Source organism: Actinoplanes sp. NPDC026623, assembly GCF_040638275.1.
In the GTDB taxonomy this organism is placed as follows: Bacteria; Actinomycetota; Actinomycetes; order Mycobacteriales; family Micromonosporaceae; genus Actinoplanes.
Window position 1 is genome coordinate 1 of record NZ_JBEZXZ010000153.1, and the last position, 21,601, is coordinate 21,601.

At 75.1% G+C, this 21,601-nt stretch carries 3 protein-coding genes; all 3 read right to left on the reverse strand.

Annotated elements, in window-relative coordinates; genetic code table 11:
• Window positions 1–3,527, reverse strand: a 3,527-nt coding sequence (locus tag AB0F10_RS32835; RefSeq protein WP_360633945.1) for a beta-ketoacyl synthase N-terminal-like domain-containing protein, incomplete at its 3' end; no start/stop codon positions are given.
• Between the two features lie 119 nt (window positions 3,528–3,646).
• Window positions 3,647–14,986: an SDR family NAD(P)-dependent oxidoreductase gene (locus tag AB0F10_RS32840; protein ID WP_360633948.1), complete on the reverse strand. Its 11,340-nt coding sequence runs from the start codon at window positions 14,984–14,986 to the stop codon at window positions 3,647–3,649.
• A gap of 28 nt (window positions 14,987–15,014) precedes the next feature.
• A partial coding sequence (locus AB0F10_RS32845) for an SDR family NAD(P)-dependent oxidoreductase (RefSeq protein WP_360633951.1) occupies window positions 15,015–21,601 on the reverse strand: 6,587 nt, incomplete at its 5' end.

A 21,601-nucleotide genomic window follows, 5' to 3' on the forward strand; every position in this document is an offset into this window, starting at 1 on the left:
CGGCGGCCGGTGAGCAGCAGGTGCTCGGCGCCGTCCGTGGCGAGCCTGCGGGCGACGTGCGCGCCGAGCGCGCCGGCCCCGCCGGTGATGAGCACGGTGCCGCGCGGCCGCCAGCGGTGCTCCGCGGCGCCGGCGGGAATCGGGGCGTGCGCGAGGCGGCGGGCGTGTACGCCGTCCGGGCGGATGCTGAGCTGGTCCTCGTCGCCGATGCCGGCGAGGGTCCCGGCGAGCCGGGCGGCGGTGCGGGCGTCGGCGTCACCGGTGAGGTCGATCAGGCCGCCCCAGCGCCGCGGGTGCTCGAGCCCGGCGACCCGGCCGAGGCCCTGGATCGCGGCCTGGGCCGGTTCGGTGTCGGCGCCGCGGGTGACGATCCACAGTGGTACGTCGAGCTGTGCCGCGTCCATCGCCCGCACGAGGTCGAGCGTGGCGGCCAGTCCGGCGGTGACGTGCGGGGCGTCCGGGTGCGGGCGGCGGTCGTCGGCGAGCAGCGAGACCACGGCGCGTGCGCCGTCGGCCGCCGCGGCGATCCCGGCGGCGGAGTCCAGGTGCACGACGGTGCCGCCGTGCCCGGTGATCGCGGCGGCGACCGTTGTGGTGTCGGGTCCGGGCGCGGCGATCAGCAGCCAGGTGCCGGGCAGGTGCGCGGTGGCGGGCTCGGCCAGGCGGCGCCAGGTGATCCGGTAGCGCCAGGAGTCCGCGGCGGCCTGGACGCGTTCGCGGCGGCGCCAGCCGGCCAGCAGCGGCAGCATCGTGCCGAGCGAGGCGCGGTCGTCGGCCGCGGTGACGCCGAGGTCGGCGGCGAGGGTGGTCAGGTCGCCGTCCTCGACGGCGGTCCAGAACCGCTCGTCGACCGGGTCGGCGGCGGGGCCGGTGGCGGCGGGTTCGCCGGCCTCCAGCCAGAAGCGGTGCTGCTCGAACGCGTACGTCGGCAGGTCGACCGGCCGTCCGGCGGGGGTGACGTCGACGGGGACGCCGGTGGCGTACGCCTCGCCGGCGGAGGTCAGGAAGCGGCGGGTGCCGCCCTCGTCGCGGCGCAGGGTGCCGACCACCCGGGCGCCGGTGTCGGCCAGCGGGACCGAGACGACCGGGTGCGCGGAGACCTCGATGAACGGCCCGTACCCGTCGGCGACCAGCGCAGTCGCGGCGTCGGCGAACCGGACCGGCCGGCGCAGGTTCTCGAACCAGTAATCCGCGCTCGTCGCGTCGATCCACTCGCCGGTGACGGTCGACAGCATCGGCACCACACCAGCCGCAGCCGGCACCTCACCGAGCTCCGTGAGCAGCGATTCCCGTAGGGATTCGACCATCGGCGAGTGCGACGCATAATCCACCGCGATCAGACGCGCGCGAACCCCCAGCGCCTCCGCATCGGCAACCACCTGCCGCACCGCGTCCGGCTCCCCGGCAATGACCGTTGAGGTGGCCGCGTTGACAGCCGCGACCGATACACCCTGCGGAAGAGTCAGATCAGACTCAGGAAGCCCGATCGATGCCATCAAACCGGTGCCGGCCAGCGCCGTCAGCACCCGCGAACGCACCGCCACCACCCGCGCCGCATCAGCCAGCGACAACAGACCCGCCACATGAGCCGCCGCGATCTCACCCTGGGAGTGGCCGAGAACCGCCGCCGGGCGCACACCGACCGACTCCCACAGCCGCGCCAGAGCGACATGCACCGCGAACGACGCCGGCTGCACCACATCCACCCGGGCGAGCAACTCCTCGCTACGCAGGGCCTCGAACAGATCCCAATCCACGTGCGGGGCGAGTGCGTCCGCACACTCCCGCAGCGCCGCCGCGAACACCGGCGACTCGGCTGCGAGGTCGAGGGCCATGCCGACCCATTGGGCGCCCTGGCCCGGGAAGACGAAGATCGGGCCGCGGGTCGTCGCCGCCTCGGCCGGGACGATCGTCCGCAGGCCGTCGAGCAGTTCCTCGCGGGTCGCGCCGACGACGCCGGCGCGGACCGGCATCCGGCCGCGACGGTTGGTCAGCGACCAGGCCAGGTCGGCGGGCGCGACGCTGTCGTCGGCGGAGAGGAGCTCGGCGAGGCGGGTGGCCTGGCCCTGCAGGGCGGCGGCCGAGCGCGCCGACAGGGTCAGCAGCACCGGCCCGTCGACCGGTTCGACCTCGGCGGTCTCGACCGCCGGGGCCTGCTCCAGGATCACGTGCGCGTTGGTGCCGCTGATGCCGAACGAGGACACGCCGGCGCGGCGCGGGCGGTCCGGGGCGGGCCAGTCGCGGGCCGCGGTGAGCAGCTCGACCGAGCCGGTCTCCCAGTCGACCTGGTCGCTGGGCTCGTCGACGTGCAGGGTCCGCGGCATGACGCCGTGCCGCATGGCCATGACCATCTTGATGACGCCGCCGACGCCGGCCGCCGCCTGGGTGTGGCCGATGTTCGACTTGAGCGAGCCCAGGTAGAGCGGCTCCCCGGCGCGGTCCTGCCCGTACGTGGCGAGCAGCGCCTGCGCCTCGATCGGGTCGCCCAGCGTGGTGCCGGTGCCGTGCGCCTCGACGACGTCCACGTCGGACGGTCGCAGGGCCGAGTCGGCGAGCGCCTGCCGGATCACCCGCATCTGGGACGGGCCGTTCGGGGCGGTCAGGCTGCTGGACGCGCCGTCCTGGTTGACGGCCGAGCCGCGTACGACGGCGAGCACCTGGTGGCCGAGCCGCTGGGCGTCGGAGAGCCGCTCGACCAGCAGCAGGCCGACGCCCTCGGCGAAGCCGGTGCCGTCCGCGGCCGACGCGAACGACTTGCAGCGGCCGTCGGTGGACAGGCCGCGCTGGCGGCTCAGCTCGATGAAGACGTCCGGCGTCGACATCACCGTCACGCCGCCGGCCAGGGCCATCGTGCACTCGCCGCGGCGCAGCGCCTGTACCGCGAGGTGCAGGGTGACCAGCGAGGACGAGCAGGCGGTGTCGACCGTGACGGCCGGGCCCTCGAGGCCCAGCGTGTAGGAGATGCGGCCGGACGCGACGCTGTACGCGTTGCCGTTGCCGATGTAGCCCTCGAGGTCTGCCGGGGTGGTGTCGGCGCGGGTCGCGTAGTCCTGGTACATCACGCCGACGAAGACGCCGGTCTGGCTGCCGCGCACGGTGGCCGGGTCGATGCCGGCCTGCTCGTACGCCTCCCACGCGGTCTGCAGGAGCAGCCGCTGCTGCGGGTCCATGGCCAGGGCCTCGCGCGGGCTGATCCCGAAGAACGCCGGGTCGAAGTTGGCGGCGCCGTCGAGGAACCCGCCGCCGGTCGCGTAGTAGGTGCCCGGCGACTCGGGGTCGGGGTGGTAGAGCCGGTCGAGCGGCCAGCCCCGGTCGTCCGGGAACGCCGAGATCGCGTCCCGCCCGCCGGCCACCAGCTCCCACAGCCGCTCGGGTGAGGTGACCCCGCCGGGGTACCGGCAGCCGATGCCGACGATGGCGATCGGCTCCGCCGCGCGTTCCTCGGTCTCGCGCAGACGATCCTTGGTCTGTGCCAGGTCGGCGGTCACCCGCTTGAGGTATTCGCGCAGCTTCTGCTCGTTCTCCATGGTTCTAGCCTGCTGGCCGGGCGGGGCGGCAGACACCCCTAGCGCGCCCCTGCGCCCCCTGGCCGAAACAGCGTTCCCGGGCGGCCGGCACGGCCACCCGGGAACGTCTTCCGCCGCGCCTACGCCAGGGAGTCGATGAAGGCGAACATCTCCTCGTCGCTGGCGTCGCCGAGCTCCTCCGGCAGGTCGTCGCCGAGCCGCTTGAGCAGCTCCTGCAGGCGTCCGCGGACGCCGGTGCGGTCCTGGTCGGCCATCGGCCCGGCCAGCAGCGCCTCGAGCCGGTCCAGCTCGGCCAGGGCGGGTGCCGCGGCCGGGGCGTCGGCGGGCAGCCGGTCGAGCAGGTGCCCGGCGACCGCCGTGGCGGTCGGATAGTCGAACACCAGCGTGGCCGGCAGCTTCGAGCCGATGGCGCGGCCGAGCCGGTTGCGCAGTTCGAGCGCGGTCAGCGAGTCGAATCCGAGGTCGACCAGGCCGCGGTCGGCGTCGACGGCGTGCGGTCCGGCGAAGCCGAGCACCCCGGCGACGTGCATGCGTACCAGGTCGAGGACCGCCGCGGCGGCCTGGTCCGGCGGCAGCGCCGCTATCCGCCGGCGCAGCGCCTCGGCCTCGGACGCGGATCCGGCGCCGGCCGCGGTGGCCCGCCGGCTGGGGGCGCGCACCAGGGCACGCAGGGCCGGCGGCACGCCGTTGTCGGCCGCCCGGGACCGCAGCCGGTCCAGGTCGAACCGCGCCGCCACCACCGCCGGATCCGGTGTGGCCAGGGCCGCGTCGAACAGCGCCAGGCCGGTGCCGGTGTCCATCGCGGCGATGCCGGAGCGGCCCATCCGGGCCACGTCGGCGTCGCCGAGCCTGCCGGTCAGCTCGCTGCGCTGGGCCCAGAAGCCCCAGGCGATCGAGGTGCCGGGCAGGCCGAGCGAGCGGCGGTGGCCGGCGAGGGCGTCCAGGAACGCGTTCGCGGCCGCGTAGTTCGCCTGCCCGGCGCTGCCGAACGTGCCGGCGCCCGAGGAGAACAGCACGAACGCGGTCAGGTCGCGGTCGCGGGTCAGGTCGTGCAGCACGACCGCGGCGTCCACCTTGGGCCGCATCACCGTGTCCAGGCGGGCCGGGTCGAGCGAGGCGACCACGCCGTCGTCGGTGACGCCGGCGGCGTGCACCACGGCCCGGATCGGGTGGGCCGCGAACAGCCCGGCCATCGCCGGCCGGTCGTCGGCGGCGCAGGCCACGATCTCCGCCTCGGCGCCCAGGGCGGCCAGGTCGGCGCGCAGCTCGGCGGCGCCCTCGGCGTCCGGGCCGCGGCGGCTGGTGATCACCAGCCGGCGTACGCCGTGCGCGGTGACCAGGCGCCGGGCGATGTGCGCGCCGATGGTGCCGGTGCCGCCGGTGAGCAGCACCGCGCCGCCCGGGTCGAACCCGGCGGGCTGGTCCGCCACCGTGGACCGGGCGAGGCGCGGGACGAGCAGTTCGCCGTCGCGGACCGACAGCTCGGTCTCGCCGGGCAGCGCCGCGATCACCGCCGGCCACGGTATCGGGCCGCGGTCGTGGTCGAGCAGGCCGAACCGGTCGGGGTTCTCCGCCTCGGCGGACCGGACCAGACCCCACACCGCGGCGGCGGCCAGGTCCGGGCCGCCGGCGACCGCGCCGGTGGTGACCAGCACCAGCCGGGAACCGGCCATCCGGTCGTCGGCGAGCCAGCGCTGCACCAGGTCCAGGGCGTGCCCGGTGGTGGCCCGCACCGAGGCGGGCAGGTCGCGGCCGTCGCCGGTGATCGGCGCGAACACCACCTCGGGCGCGTCGCCGCCGGCCGCCAGCAGCGCGTCGAGGTCGTCGTGCCGGGCGGCGGCGGGCAGGCCCAGGTCGTGCGCGCCGAGCACGGCCCAGCGGCCCGGCGCGGTGGCCGGCAGGTCGCCGATCGGCGTCCAGCCGACGGTGTGCAGGGCCGCGGCGGAGGTGGCGCCGCGCAGCTGGGCCTCGGTGACCGGGCGCAGCACCAGGGCGTCGACCGACACCACCGGCGCTCCGCCGGCGTCCGCGGCGGCCAGCGCGAGCCGGCCGTCCGGCGACGGTGACAGCCGCACCCGCAGCGTGGTGGCGCCGGCCGCGTGCACGGTGACGCCGGTCCAGCTGAACGGCAGTTGCACGGCCGCGCCGGCGGTGCCCAGGCCGAGCGCGTGCAGGGCGGCGTCGAACAGGGCGGGGTGCAGCACGAAGCCGGTGGCCTTGGCGTCCTGTGGCAGCGCGACGTCGGCGAAGATCTCGGCGCCGCGGCGCCAGGCGGCGCGCAGGCCGCGGAACGACGGGCCGTACTCGTAGCCGCGCCCGGCCAGGTCGTCGTAGCCGCCGCCCAGGTCGATCGGCTCGGCGCCGGCCGGCGGCCAGGCCACCAGGTCGAAGCCGGCCGGGCCGGGTTCCCCGGCGAGCAGGCCGGCCGCGTGGGTGATCCACTCGCCGCCGTCGCCGGCCTGTGAGTGCACGGCGACCTCGCGGCGGCCGTCATCGTCGGGGGCGCCGACGGTGGCCTGCACCCGGACCGCGCCGTCGGCCGGGATGACCAGCGGGGCAAGCAGGGTCAGCTCGTCGAGGCGGGCGCAGCCGACCTCGTCGCCTGCCCGGATCGCCAGCTCGACGAAGGCGGTGCCGGGCAGCAGGGCGGTGCCGAGGACGGCGTGGTCGGCGAGCCAGGGGTGGCTCTTTCGGGAGAGGCGGCCGGTGAGCACCACCTGATCGGCGCCGGCCACCGGGACGACCGCGCCGAGCAGCGGGTGCTCGGCCCGGCCCAGGCCCGCGGCGGCGACGTCGGCGGTGCCGGGTGCGGCCTCCAGCCAGTAGCGCTGGTGTTCGAAGGCGTAGGTCGGGAGGTCGACCAGCCGGGCGTCGGCGGGCAGCACCGACCCCCAGTCGACCTCGGCACCCGCCGCGAACGCCTCCCCCGCCGAGGCGAGGAAACGACGCCAGCCACCCTCATCGCGGCGCAACGTACCCACCACACCCGGCACCATGTCGGATAGGGGCACCGACACCACCGGATGCGCCGAAACCTCAACGAACAAACCGAACCCGTCAGCGGTAAGCGTGGAAACCGCATCAGCGAACCGGACCGGACGGCGCAGATTCTCGAACCAGTAATCCGCGCTCGTCGCGTCGATCCACTCGCCGGTCACCGTCGACAGCATCGGCACCACACCAGCCGCAGCCCGCACCTCACCGAGCTCCGTCAGCAGCGACTCCCGCAGCGACTCGACCATCGGCGAGTGCGACGCATAATCCACCGCGATCAACCGCGCCCGAACCCCCAAAGCCTCCGCATCAGCAACCACCTGCCGCACCGCGTCCGGCTCCCCGGCAATGACCGTTGAGGTGGCCGCGTTGACAGCCGCGACCGACACACCCTGCGGAAGAGTCAGATCAGACTCAGGAAGCCCAATCGATGCCATCAAACCGGTACCGGCCAGCGCCGTCAGCACCCGCGAACGCACCGCCACCACCCGCGCCGCATCAGCCAGCGACAACAGACCCGCCACATGAGCCGCCGCGATCTCACCCTGCGAATGACCCAGAACCGCCGCCGGACGCACACCGACCGACTCCCACAACCGCGCCAGCGCGACATGCACCGCGAACGACGCCGGCTGCACCACATCCACCCGCGCCAGCAACTCCTCACTACCAAGCGCCTCGAACAGATCCCAATCCACGTGCGGGGCAAGCGCCTCCGCACACTCCCGCAGCGCCGCCGCGAACACCGGCGACTCGGCGACCAGGTCCAGGGCCATGCCGACCCACTGCGCACCCTGACCCGGGAACACGAACACCGGGCCGCGACCCGCGACCGCCTCCACCGGAACCGCAGACCGCAGACCGGCGATCAGCTCCTCGCTCGTCGAGCCGACCGCCACCACGCGATGCCCGAACAGGGCGCGCGATGACACCAGGCTGCGGGCGATGTCCGCCGGTGCGACCGCACCGGCGGCCGCGGCCAGGCGCCCGACCTGCCCGCTGAGCGCCCCGGCCGTCTTGGCCGACACCACCCAGGGGACGACGCCGGTGCCGCCGGTGGAGGGCGCCGGAGACTCCTGCGGCGCGTGTTCGAGGATCACGTGGGCGTTGGTGCCGCTGATGCCGAACGACGAGACCCCCGCGCGGCGCGGCCGGTCCAGCGCCGGCCACTCCCGCGCCGACGTCAGCAGGGAGACCGCACCGGACTCCCAGTCGATCTCGTGGCTGGGCTCGTCGACGTGCAGGGTCTGCGGCAGCACCCCGTGCCGCATCGCCATCACCAGCTTGATGATGCCGCCGACGCCGGCCGCCGCCTGGGTGTGCCCGATGTTCGACTTGAGCGAGCCGAGCCACAGCGGCTCGCCGTCGCGGTCCTGCCCGTACGTGGCCAGCAGCGCCTGCGCCTCGATCGGGTCGCCCAGCGTGGTGCCGGTGCCGTGCGCCTCCACCGCGTCCACATCGGACGATCGGAGCGACGCGTCGGCCAGCGCCTGCCGGATGACCCGCATCTGCGACGGCCCGTTCGGGGCGGTGAGCCCGTTGGACGCGCCGTCCTGGTTGACGGCCGAGCCGCGCACGACCGCGAGGACGTGATGCCCCTTGGCCCGGGCGTCGGAGAGGCGTTCGAGCACCAGCATGCCCGCGCCCTCGCCCCACCCGGTGCCGTCGGCCGCCGCGGCGAACGACTTGCAGCGCCCGTCGGCGGCCATCCCCCGCTGCCGGGAGAAGTCGGTGAACGCGATCGGGGTGGCCATCACCGAGGCGCCGCCGGCCAGCGCCATCGTGCACTCCCCGCGGCGCAGCGACTGCACCGCGAGGTGCAGGGCGACGAGCGACGACGAGCAGGCGGTGTCGACGCTGATCGCCGGCCCCTCCAGCCCGAGGGTGTACGCGACCCGGCCGGACGCGACGCTGTTGAAGCCGCCGTTGCCGAGGAACGGCTGGATGTCCTCGGGGGCGAGCCCGACCGAGGTGGTGTAGTCGTTGGTGATGACGCCGACGAACACGCCGGTCCGGCTGCCGCGCACGGTGGCCGGGTCGATGCCGGCGCGTTCGAGGGCCTCCCATGACGATTCGAGCAGCAGGCGCTGCTGCGGGTCCATGGCGAGCGCCTCGCGCGGGCTGATCCCGAAGAATCCGGCGTCGAACAGCGCGGCGTCGTGCAGGAAGCCGCCCTCCCGGACGTACGAGGTGCCGGTGCGGTCCGGGTCGGGGTCGTAGAGGCCGTCGACGTCCCAGCCGCGGTCGGCGGGGAACGGCGTCATCGCGTCCCGGCCCTGCGCGAGGAGGTCCCAGAGCTGCTCGGGTGAGTCGGCGCCGCCCGGGAAGTGGCAGCTCATGCCGACGATGGCGATCGGCTCGGCGTCGGCGGCGGCCGCGACCGGCTCGTCGGGCACGCGGGCCGGGTCGTCGCCGGTGAGCTCGCCGACCAGGTGGCGGGCCAGCGCGCCGGGGCTCGGGTAGTCGAAGACCAGCGTGGCCGGCAGCCGCAGGCCGGTGGCCGCGCCGAGCCGGTTGCGCAGCTCGACGGCGGTCAGCGAGTCGAACCCGATCTCCTTGAACGCGCGGCCCGCGCCGATCCGCTCCGGCTCGGCGAAGCCCAGCACGAACCCGACGTGGGAGCGGACCAGGTCGAGCAGCGCCCGTTCCCGGTCGGCGGCGGGCAGGCCGCGGATCCGGTCGGCCAGGCCGTCGTTCGCCGCGACCGCGGCGCCGGCCGTACGGCGTACGACGGCGCCGACGAGGGTGCGCAGCACGGCGGGGAGCTGCCCGGCCGAGCGCAGCGCGGGTAGGTCCAGCCGGACGGGGGCCACCACCGGCCAGGGCGAGCCGATCCCGGCGTCGAACAGCTCGACGCCGAGCTCGGAGGAGAGCGGCAGGACGCCGCCGCGGGCCATCCGCCTGACGTCGACGTCCGACAGGTGCGCGGTCATCGACGAGCGCTCCTCCCAGAAGCCCCAGGCCAGGGCGGAACCGGGCAGGCCGGCGCGGCGGCGGGACTCGATCAGGTTCTCCAGGAAGACGTTGGCCGCCGCGTAGTTGCCCTGGCCGGACTCGCCCAGGGTGGCGGCGGCCGACGAGAAGACCGCGAAGAACGCGAGGTCGGCGTCGCGGGTCAGCTCGTCGAGGTGGATCGCGGCGTCCACCTTGGGCGCGAACACCGTGCGGACCCGTTCGGGGGTGAGCGACGAGACCAGGCCGTCGTCCAGGACGCCGGCCGCGTGCACGACGCCGGTCAGCGGGGCGCCGGCGGGGACCGCGGCCAGCACGCGCCGCACCACGGACCGGTCGGAGACGTCGCCGGCCACCACTGTCACCCGGGCGCCGAGCGCCTCCAGGTCGGCGACCAGCTCCGGGGCGCCGTCGGTGGCGAGGCCGCGGCGGCCGGTGAGCACCAGTTCGCGTACGCCATGAGTGGTGACCAGGCGGCGGGCGACAAGCGCGCCCACCGTGCCCAGGCCGCCGGTGACCACGACCGTGCCGGCCGGGTCGGCGGCGCGCGGCACGGTCAGCACGATCTTGCCGACGTGCCGCGCCTGCGACATGAACCGGAACGCCTCCGTGGCCCGGCGCACGTCCCACGCGGTGACCGGCAGCCCGGCCAGCTCGCCGGACCCGAGCAGCGACAGCAGGTGGGCGAGCATCTCCGCGGTGCGTGCCGGCCCCGCCTCGACCAGGTCGTACGCGCGGTACCGCACGCCCGGATGCCGCTCGGCGACCTCGGCGGCGTCGCGGATGTCGGTCTTGCCCATCTCCAGGAAGTGCCCGCCGCGCGGCAGCAGGCCGAGCGACGCGTCGACGAACTCGCGGGCCAGCGAGTCGAGCACGACGTCCATGCCCGTCCCGCCGGTCACCTCGGCGAACTTGGCCGCGAACGTCAGGTCCCGGGTGGACGCGATGTGGTCGTCGTCCAGGCCGAGGCCGCGCAGCACGTCCCACTTCGCGGGGTTGGCGGTGGCGAACACCTCGGCGCCCAGCGACCGGGCGAGCTGCACGGCGGCCATGCCCACCCCGCCGGCGCCGGCGTGCACCAGCACCCGCTGCCCGGCCCGCACCCCGGCCAGGTCGACCAGGCCGTAGTAGGCGGTGAGGTAGGCGATCGGGACGGCCGCCGCCCGCGCGAACGACCAGCCGGCCGGCATCCTGGCGAGGAATTCCCGCTGGGTGACGGCGACCGGGCCGAACGCGCCGACGAACAGGCCGGCCACCCGGTCCCCGGCCTTGAGGTCGGTGACGCCCGGGCCGGCCTCGAGCACCACGCCCGCGGCCTCGCCGCCCATCACCTCCTCGGTGGCGGCCATGCCGAGCAGCGACACCAGGTCGCGGAAGTTGATGCCGGCCGCGCGCACCCCGACCCGCACCTCGCCGGCCGCGAGCGGGGCGTGCGCCTCGGGCGCGGGCACGAATTCGAGGTTCTCCAGGCTCTCCCGGACGGTGGCGTCGAGCCGCCACGGGGCGCCGCCGGCGGGCGGGACGAGCGTGTCCCGGGCGCGTACCCGGACGAGTCGCCGGGCCAGGACGGTGTTGCCGCGCAGGGCCACCTCGGGTTCGCCGGCGGCGAGCGCGGCGGGCAGGGCGGCCCGCGCGGCCTCGGAGCCGTCGGTGTCGGCGAGCAGGAACCGGTCCGGGTTCTCCGCCTGCGCCGCCCGGAGCAGACCCCAGACCGGCGCGTACGCGAGGGAGCCGAGCCGTTCGCCGGGTGCGGCCACGACCGCGCGGGTGGTGACCACGGCCAGCCGGGACCCGGCGAACCGGTCGTCGGCGAGCCACTGCTGCGCGAGTTCCAGCGCCTGCACGGTGGCCCGGTGCGGGTCGCCCTCGGCGATGTCGGGCAGCCGCAGCACGACCGTCGCGGGCACGTCGCCGGTCAGGTCGCCGAGATCGGTGACGGTGACCGGCTCCGCGGGGGCGGCGGGCGCCTCGATCGCGGTCCACGCGACCCGGAACAGCGCCTCGTCGGCCGGGCTGGGCGCGGCGAGCCCGTCGGCGCTGATCGGCCTGAGGGTCATCGCCTCGACGGTGGCGACCGGCGCGCCGGTGAGGTCGGCGAGGGCGATCCGGACCGTGTCGTCGCCGGCCGGGGCGAGATGCACCCGCAGGCCGGTGGTGCCGGACGCGTGCAGGGTGACGCCGGTCCAGCTGAACGGCAGGCGCACCGAGTCCTGGGTTCCGTCGATCCCGATCGCGTGCAGTGCGGCGTCGAGCAGGGCGGGGTGCAGGCCGAACCGGGCCGCGTCGGCGGCCTGCTCCGGCAGGGCGACCTCGGCGTAGACGTCGTCGCCGCGGCGCCAGACGCGCCGCACGCCCCGGAAGGTGGGGCCGTAGCGGTAGCCGTCGGCGGCCAGGCCGGCGTAGAGGCCGTCGGTGGAGACCGGCTGGGCCCCGGCCGGCGGCCAGGTGGTGAGGTCGCTGACCGTGCCGGCTGAGCCGATCGCGAGGGTGCCGACGGCGTGGGTGGCCCAGGTTTCGCCGTCGGGGCTGGAGTGGATGGTGACCGGGCGGCGGCCGTCGGAGTCGGCGGCGCCGGCGACGACCCGCAGCAGGACCGGGCGGTCGCCGAGGACCAGGGGTGCGGCCAGGGTGAGCTCCTCGACGCGGTCGCAGCCGACCTCGTCGCCGGCGCGCACGGCCATCTCGACGAACGCGGCGCCGGGCAGCAGCACGGTGCCGAGCACGGCGTGGTCGGTCAGCCAGGCCGGGTCCTTGGCGCTGATCCTGCCGGTGAGCACGACGCCCTCGCCGTCGGGCAGGACGACCGCGGCGGGCAGCAGCGGGTGTTCGGTGCCGCCGAGTCCGGCCGCGGCCAGGTCGCCGGGGCCGCCGGTGTTCTCGAGCCAGAAGCGGTCCCGGTCGAAGGCGTAGGTGGGGAGGTCGACCAGCCGGGCGTCGGCGGGCAGCACCGACACCCAGTCGACCTCGGCACCCGCCGCGAACGCCTCCCCCGCCGAGGCGAGGAAACGACGCCAGCCACCCTCATCGCGGCGCAACGTGCCCACCACACCCGGCACCATGTCGGATAGGGGCACCGACACCACCGGATGCGCCGAAACCTCAACGAACAAACCGAACCCGTCCGCCGTGAGCGTGGAAACCGCATCAGCGAACCGGACCGGCCGGCGCAGATTCTCGATCCAGTAATCCGCGCTCGCCGCGTCGATCCACTCGCCGGTCACCGTCGACAACATCGGCACCACACCAACCGCAGCCCGCACCTCACCAAGCTCCGTCAGCAGCGACTCCCGCAGCGACTCGACCATCGGCGAATGCGACGCATAATCCACCGCGATCAGACGCGCCCGAACCCCCAAAGCCTCCGCATCGGCAACCACCTGCCGCACCGCGCCCGGCTCACCCGCGATCACCGTCGACGTGGCCGCATTCACGGCCGCGACCGACACACCGTCCGGCAGCGTCAACGCCGACTCGGGCAACCCGATCGACGCCATCAACCCGGTACCGGCCAGCGCCGTCAGCACCCGCGAACGCACCGCCACCACCCGCGCCGCATCGACCAGCGACAACAGACCCGCCACATGAGCCGCCGCGATCTCACCCTGCGAATGACCCAGAACCGCCGCCGGGCGCACACCGACCGACTCCCACAGCCGCGCCAGAGCGACATGCACCGCGAACGACGCCGGCTGCACCACATCCACCCGCGCCAGCAACTCCTCGCTACGCAGCGCCTCGAACAGATCCCAATCCACGTGCGGGGCGAGTGCGTCCGCACACTCCCGCAGCGCCGCCGCGAACACCGGCGACTCGGCGACCAGGTCCAGGGCCATGCCGACCCACTGCGCACCCTGACCCGGAAACACGAACACCGGGCCGCGACCCGCGACCGCCTCCACCGGGACCGCAGACCGCAGACCGGCGATCAGCTCCTCGCTCGTCGAGCCGACCGCCACCACGCGATGCCCGAACAGAGCGCGTGTGGAGACCAGGCTGCGGGCGATGTCCAGCGGCTCGCCGCCGGCGGCGGCCAGGCGGTCGATCTGGCCGCCGAGGGCGGCCTCCGACTTCGCCGACACCACCCACGGCACGACCGGCGCGCTCGCCGCGCGCGGCGGCTCCTCGACCGGCGGCGCCTGCTCCAGGATGAGATGCGCGTTGGTGCCGCTGATGCCGAACGACGAGACGCCGGCGCGGCGTGGCCGGTCCACCGCCGGCCACTCCCGCGCGGACGTCAGCAGGGAGACCGCGCCCGACTCCCAGTCGACCCGGTTCGTGGGCTCGTCGACGTGCAGCGACTCGGGCAGCGTGCCGTACCGCATAGCCATGATCATTTTGAGGACGCCGCCGACGCCCGCCGCGGCCATCGTGTGGCCGACGTTCGACTTGAACGAGCCGAGCCACAGCGGCTCGCCGTCGCGGTCCTGGCCGTACGTGGCCAGCAGCGCCTGCGCCTCGATCGGGTCGCCCAGCGTGGTGCCGGTGCCGTGCGCCTCGACAGCGTCCACATCGGAGGGTTGCAGGCCGGCGTTCTCCAGCGCCGCGCGGATGACCCGGCGCTGGGCCGGGCCGTTCGGGGCGGACAGGCCGTTGGACGCGCCGTCCTGGTTGACCGCGGAGCCGCGTACCACGGCGAGGATCCGGTGGCCGAGCCGTTGCGCCTCGGAGAGCCGCTCCAGCACGAGCATGCCGACGCCCTCGCCCCAGCCGGTGCCGTCCGCGGCGGTGGCGAACGGCTTGCACCGGCCGTCGCGCCCGAGCCCGCGCTGGCGGGAGAACTCGGTGAACGCACCCGGGGTGGCCATCACCGAGGCGCCGCCGGCCAGCGCCATCGCGCACTCCCCGCGGCGCAGCGACTGCACCGCGAGGTGCAGCGCCACCAGCGACGACGAGCAGGCGGTGTCCACGCTGATCGCCGGCCCCTCCAGCCCGAGGGTGTACGCGACCCGGCCGGACGCCACGCTCGCCGCGCCGCCGTTGCCCAGGAACGCCTCGAGGTCGTCCGGCACGGTACGCAGCCCGGACGTGTAGTCGTTGTGGATCACGCCGACGAACACGCCGGTCCGGCTCCCGGCGAGCGTGCCCGGGTCGAGGCCGGCCCGTTCCAGGGCCTCCCAGGACGACTCCAGCAGCAGCCGCTGCTGCGGGTCCATCGCCAGGGCCTCGCGCGGGCTGATCCCGAAGAACGCCGGGTCGAACAGCGCCGCGTCGTGCAGGAAGCCGCCCTCCCGGACGTAGGTGGTCCCGGCCCGGTCGGGGTCCGGGTCGTAGAGGCCGTCGACGTCCCAGCCGCGGTCGGCCGGGAACGGCGTCATCGCGTCCCGGCCCCGAGCTACCAGGTCCCAGAGCTGCTCGGGCGTGTCCACCCCGCCGGGAAAGCGGCAGCTCGCGCCGACGATGGCGATCGGTTCGCTGCCGGCCTCGACCAGCCGGCGGTTCTGCTGCTTGAGCCGCTCGGTCTCCCGAAGCGAGGTGCGGAGGGCGTCGACGAGCTGCGCGTTCGAGGTGGTCATCTATGGCTCCAGGTCGCGGTGCGTCGGGTCAGGAGTCGGACGAGCTGAGCGCGAGCTGGATCAGCTCCGCCGCGTCCATGTCGTCGAGGGAGTCGTCGGTGCCGGGCTGGGCGGCCTCGGCGACCCCGGCCAGGGCGAGCAGCGTGTCGAGCACGCCGGCCTCGCGGAGCCGGGCGATCGGCACCGCCGCGAACGCGGACCGCAGCGCCGCCTCGTCGTCCTGCTCGGCGCCGCCGGTGTCGTCCGGCAGCAGCTCGGCCAGCAGCTGGCGGGCCAGCACGGCCGGGCTCGGGTAGTCGAAGACCAGGGTGGCCGGCAGGCGCAGGCCGGTGGCCGCGCTGAGCCGGTTGCGCAGCTCGACCGCGGTGAGCGAGTCGAAGCCGATCTCCTTGAACGCGCGGCCGGCACCGATCCGCTCGGGTTCGCCGAAGCCGAGCACGAAACCGACGTGCGAGCGGACCAGGTCGAGCAGCGCCCGGTCGCGGTCGGCGGCCGGCAGGCTCCGGATCCGGTCCACCAGGCCGGACCCGGACTCGGTGCCGGTCGCGGCGGCGCCGGCCACCCGGCGTACGCCGCCGAGCAGCGAGCGCAGCACGGCCGGGACCGGAACCGCCGACCGCAGCGCCGGGAGGTCCAGCCGGACCGGCGCGAGGACGCCCCACGGCGAGCCGATCCCGGCGTCGAACAGCTCGGCGCCGAGCTCGGAGGAGAGCGGCAGGACGCCGCCGCGGGCCATCCGCGTGACGTCGGCCTCGGACAGGTGCGCGGTCATCGACGAGCGCTGCGCCCAGAAGCCCCAGGCGAGCGCGGAGCCGGGCAGCCCGGCCGTCCGGCGGGACTCGATCAGGCTCTCCAGGAAGACGTTCGCGGCGGCGTAGTTGCCCTGGCCGGACTCGCCCATGGTGGCCGCGGCCGACGAGAACACTGTGAAGAACGCCAGGTCCGCGTGGCGGGTCAGCTCGTCGAGGTGCACGGCGGCGTCCACCTTGGGGGCGAACACCCGGGTGAGGCGCTCCGGGGTCAGCGACGACACCAGGCCGTCGTCCAGCACGCCGGCCGCGTGCACCACGCCGGTCAGCGGGGCGTCGGCCGGGACGGCGGCCAGCACGCGCTGCACCACGGCTCGGTCGGAGACGTCGCCGGCCACTACGGTGACCAGGGCGCCGAGGGCTTCGAGCTCGGCGACCAGCTCGGCGGCGCCGGGTCCCGCCAGGCCGCGGCGGCCGGTGAACACCAGGCTGCGTACGCCGTGGTCGGTCACCAGGCGCCGGGCCACCACCCCGCCGACCAGGCCGAGGCCGCCGGTGACGACGACCGTGCCGAGCGGATCGGCCGCGCGCGGCACGGTCAGCACGATCTTGCCGACGTGCCGGGCCTGCGACATGAACCGGAACGCCTCCGCGGCCCGGCGCACGTCCCACGCGGTGACCGGCAGCTTCGCCAGCACCCCCGCGGCGAACAGCGCGAAGATCTGGACCAGCATCTCCTGCGTACGGTCCGGGTCGAAGTCCGGCAGGTTGTAGGCGGCGTACCGCACGCCCGGGTGCCGGGCGCCGACCTCGGCCGCGTCGCGGATGTCGGTCTTGCCCATCTCCAGGAAGTGCCCGCCGCGCGGCAGCAGGTCCAGCGAGGCGTCGACGAACTCGCGGGCCAGCGAGTTCAGCACCACGTCCATCCCGGCGCCGCCGGTGACCCGGGCGAACTTCTCGGCGAAGCCCAGGTCGCGCGAGCTGGCGATGTGGTCCTCGTCGAGGCCCATCCCGCGCAGCACGTCCCACTTGGCCGGGCTGGCGGTGGCGAACACCTCGGCGCCCATCCAGCGGGCCAGTTGCACGGCGGCCATGCCGACTCCGCCGGCGCCGGCGTGCACCAGGATCCGCCGGCCGGGCCGCAGGTCGGCGAGGTCCGCCAGGCCGTACAGCGCGGTGACGTAGATGACCGGGATCGCGGCGGCCTCGGCGAACGTCCAGCCGGCCGGCAGCGGCACGAGCTGGGTGCGGTGGGTGACCGCGACCGGCCCGAACGAGCCGGTGAACAGCCCGGCCACCCGGTCGCCGGCCTTGAGGTCGGTGACGCCCGGGCCGGCCTCGAGGACCACGCCGGCCGCCTCGCCGCCCATGATCTCGTTGACCGTGACCATGCCGAGGGCGGTGACCACGTCGCGGAAGTTCAGGCCCGCGGCGCGGACCGCGACCCGGATCTCGCCGTCCTTGAGCGGCGCGGCCGCGTCCGGCGCGGGAGCGAGGGTGAGGTTCTCCAGGGTGCCGCTGGCGGTGACGTCGAGCCGCCACCGGTCGCCGGCCGGCGGGATCAGCTCGTCGCCGGCCGCCCGGACCAGCCGCCGGACCCGCACAACGCCGCCGTGCAGGGCGATCTCCGGCTCGTCGAGCGCGAACACGGCGGGCAGCGCGGCCCGGGAGCCCGCGGCGGCGTCCAGGTCGATCAGCACGAACCGGCCGGGGTTCTCGGCCTGCGCCGAGCGCACCAGGCCGCGCGCGGCGGTGACGGCGAGGTCGGTGAGGTGCTCGCCCGGCTCGGCCTGCACCGCGCCACGGGTGACCAGGGCCAGCCGCGAGCCGGCGAACCGCTCGTCGGACAGCCACCGCTGCACGGTCGCCAGGGCGGCGACCGATCCCCGGTGTACGTCGGCGGCCAGGTCCCCGGTGTGCGGGCCGGTGAGCGGCAGCAGGACGACGTCCGGCACGTCGCCGGTCAGCTCGTCCAGGCTGTCGGCCTCGGTCCACGTGCCGGCGTACCCGTCCGCCGGAACCGGCTGGACCGGCCACTCGACCCGGAAGAGGTCCTGGTGCCCGGCCGGCCTCGCGTCCCCGGCGAGCTGGTCGGCGGAGACGGCGCGCAGGTCGAGCCCGTCGACGGTGGCGACGGGCGCGCCGGTGGTGTCGGCGACCCGGATCGCCATGCTGTTCGGGCCGGTGCGGGTGATCGCGCAGCGCAGCGCGGTGGCGCCGGTGGCGTGCAGGGTGACGCCGGCGAACGAGAACGGCATGGTGACCGCCGGGTCGTCGTCGAGCAGCACGCTGCCCTGCAGGACGGCGTCGAGCAGCGCCGGGTGCAGGCCGAACCGGCCCGCGTCGGCGGCGGCCGCGTCGGGGAGGGCGACCTCGGTGAACAGTTCGTCGCCGCGGCGCCAGGCCCGGCGCAGGCCCTGGAAGATCGGGCCGTATCCGTAGCCGTCGAGGCTGTCGTAGAAGGTGTCGGTCGGTACCTGCCGGGCGCCGGGCGGCGGCCAGGTGGTGAGCTCCGCGGCCGGGGCGGTCGCGCCGGTCGCGAGGGTGCCGACGGCGTGCGTGGTCCAGGTTTCGCCGTCCGGGCAGGAGTGGATGGTCACCGGGCGGCGGTCGTTCTCGTCGGCGGCGCCGGCGACGACCCGCAGCAGGACCGGGCGGTCGCCGAGGACCAGGGGTGCGGCCAGGGTGAGCTCCTCGACGCGGTCGCAGCCGACCTCGTCGCCGGCGCGCACGGCCATCTCGACGAACGCGGCGCCGGGCAGCAGGACCGTGCCTAGCACCTCGTGCTGGGCGAGCCATGCGGGGCTGTTCGCGGCGACCTGGCCGGTGAGCACGACGCCGTCGCCGTCGGGCAGCAGGACCGCGGCCGGGAGCAGCGGGTGCTCGGTGGAGCCGAGGCCGGCCGAGGCGAGGTCGCCGACGGTGCCGGCCGATTCGAGCCAGTAGCGATGCTGCTCGAACGCGTACGTCGGCAGGTCGATCGCGCGCCCGGCGGGTGCCAGGTCGACGTCGGCGCCGGCGGCGAACGCCTCCCCCGCCGAGGCGAGGAAACGACGCCAGCCACCCTCGTCGCGGCGCAGCGTGCCCACCACACCCGGCACCATGTCGGATAGGGGCACCGACACCACCGGATGCGCCGAAACCTCAACGAACAAACCGAACCCGTCAGCGGTAAGCGTGGAAACCGCATCAGCGAACCGGACCGGCCGGCGCAGATTCTCGAACCAGTAATCCGCGCTCGCCGCGTCGATCCACTCGCCGGTCACCGTCGACAACATCGGCACCACACCAGCCGCAGCCCGCACCTCACCGAGCTCCGTCAGCAACGACTCCCGCAGCGACTCGACCATCGGCGAATGCGACGCATAATCCACCGCGATCAACCGCGCGCGAACCCCCAAAGCCTCCGCATCGGCAACCACCTGCCGCACCGCGCCCGGCTCACCCGCGATCACCGTCGACGTGGCCGCATTCACGGCCGCGACCGACACACCGTCCGGCAGCGTCAACGCCGACTCGGGCAACCCGATCGATGCCATCAAACCGGTACCGGCCAGCGCCGTCAGCACCCTCGAACGCACCGCCACCACCCGCGCCGCATCAGCCAGCGACAACAGACCCGCCACATGAGCCGCCGCGATCTCACCCTGCGAATGACCCAGAACCGCCGCCGGACGCACACCGACCGACTCCCACAACCGCGCCAGAGCGACATGCACCGCGAACGACGCCGGCTGCACCACATCAACCCGCGCCAGCAACTCCTCGCTACCAAGCGCCTCGAACAGATCCCAATCCACGTGCGGGGCAAGCGCCTCCGCACACTCCCGCAGCGCCGCCGCGAACACCGGCGACTCGGCGACCAGGTCCAGGGCCATGCCGACCCACTGCGCACCCTGACCCGGGAACACGAACACCGGGCCGCGGGTCGTCGCCGCCTCGGCCGGGACGATCGTCCGCAGGCCGTCGAGCAGTTCCTCGCGGGTCGCGCCGACCACTCCGGCGCGGACCGGCATCCGGCCGCGCAGCGCGGACAGCGAGAACGCCAGGTCGGCGGGCGCGATGTCCTCGTCGGCGGAGAGGAGTGACGTGAGACGGGCGGCCTGGCCCTCGAGGGCCGCGGCCGAGCGCGCCGACAGGGTCAGCAGCACCGGCCCGCCGACCGGCTCGACCTCGGCGGGCTCGACCGCCGGGGCCTGCTCCAGGATCACGTGCGCGTTCGTGCCGCTGATGCCGAACGACGAGACACCCGCGCGGCGCGGGCGGTCCAGCGCCGGCCAGTCGCGGGCCGACGTCAGCAGTTCGACGGCGCCCGACTCCCAGTCGATCTGGGTGCTGGGCTGGTCGACGTTCAGGGTCCGCGGCATGACGCCGTGCCGCATCGCCTGAATCATCTTGATGACGCCGCCGACCCCGGCCGCCGCCTGGGTGTGGCCGATATTCGACTTGAGCGAGCCCAAGTAGAGCGGCTCCCCGGCGCGGTCCTGCCCGTACGTGGCCAGCAGGGCCTGCGCCTCGATAGGGTCACCCAGCGTGGTGCCGGTGCCGTGCGCCTCGACGACGTCCACGTCGGACGGTCGCAGGGCAGAGTCGGCGAGCGCCTGCCGGATCACCCGCATCTGCGAGGGCCCGTTCGGGGCGGTCAGGCCGTTCGAGGCGCCGTCCTGGTTGACGGCCGAGCCGCGTACGACGGCGAGCACCCGGTGCCCGTTGGCAGTCGCGTCGGAGAGCCGTTCCAGGACCAGCATGCCGACGCCCTCGCCCCAGCCGGTGCCGTCGGCCGCCGCGGCGAACGACTTGCAGCGCCCGTCGCGGGCCAGGCCGCGCTGCCGGGAGAAGTCGATGAACGTGTCCGGGGTGGCCATCACGGTGACGCCGCCGGCGAGGGCCATCGTGCATTCGCCGCGGCGCAGCGACTGCACGGCCAGGTGCAGGGTGACCAGCGAGGACGAGCAGGCGGTGTCGATCGTGACGGCCGGGCCCTCGAGGCCGAGCGTGTACGAGACCCGGCCGGACGCGACGCTGTAGGAGTTGCCGTTGCCGACGAAGTCCGCGACCTCGGGCGGCAACTCGCGCACCCGGGAGGCGTAGTCGCCGTACATGACGCCGACGAAGACGCCGGTCCGGCTGCCGCGGATGGTGGCCGGGTCGATGCCCGAGCGCTCCAGCGCCTCCCAGGACGATTCCAGCAGCAGCCGCTGCTGCGGGTCCATCGCCAGGGCCTCGCGCGGGCTGATCCCGAAGAACGCCGGGTCGAACAGCGCGGCGTCGTGCAGGAAGCCGCCCTCCCGGACGTACGAGGTGCCGGTGCGGTCCGGGTCGGGGTCGAACAGCCGGGCCAGGTCCCAGCCGCGGTCGTCCGGGAACTCGGTGATGCCCTCGCCGCCGGCGGCGACCATCGCCCACAGGTCCTCGGGCGAGCGGACGTCGCCGGGATAGCGGCAGCTCATGCCGACGACCACGATCGGGTCGGCGGACTGGTCGCCGGCCGGTGCCGCGATCGCCGCCACCGGGGTGGCCTCGCCGCCCAGCCGGGCCCGCAGCTCGCGGACCAGCGCGGCCGGGGTCGGGTGGTCGAAGGTGAGTGTGGCCGGCAGCCGCAGGCCGGTCTGCTCGGCGAGCCGGTTGCGCAGCTCGACCGAGGTCAGCGAGTCGAAGCCGAGGTCGGTGAACGCCTGGGTGGTGTCGATCGCGCCGGCGCCGTCGTGGCCGAGCACCAGCGCGACGGTGCGGCGCATCAGGTCGGTGAGGAACTGGTCGCGTCCGGCCTCGTCCAGCGCGGACAGCCGGGCGGCCAGGGACTGCGGTGCGCCGTCCTCGCCGGCGTCGGTGGCCCGGCGGCGGGGCGCCGGGCGGACCAGGGCGC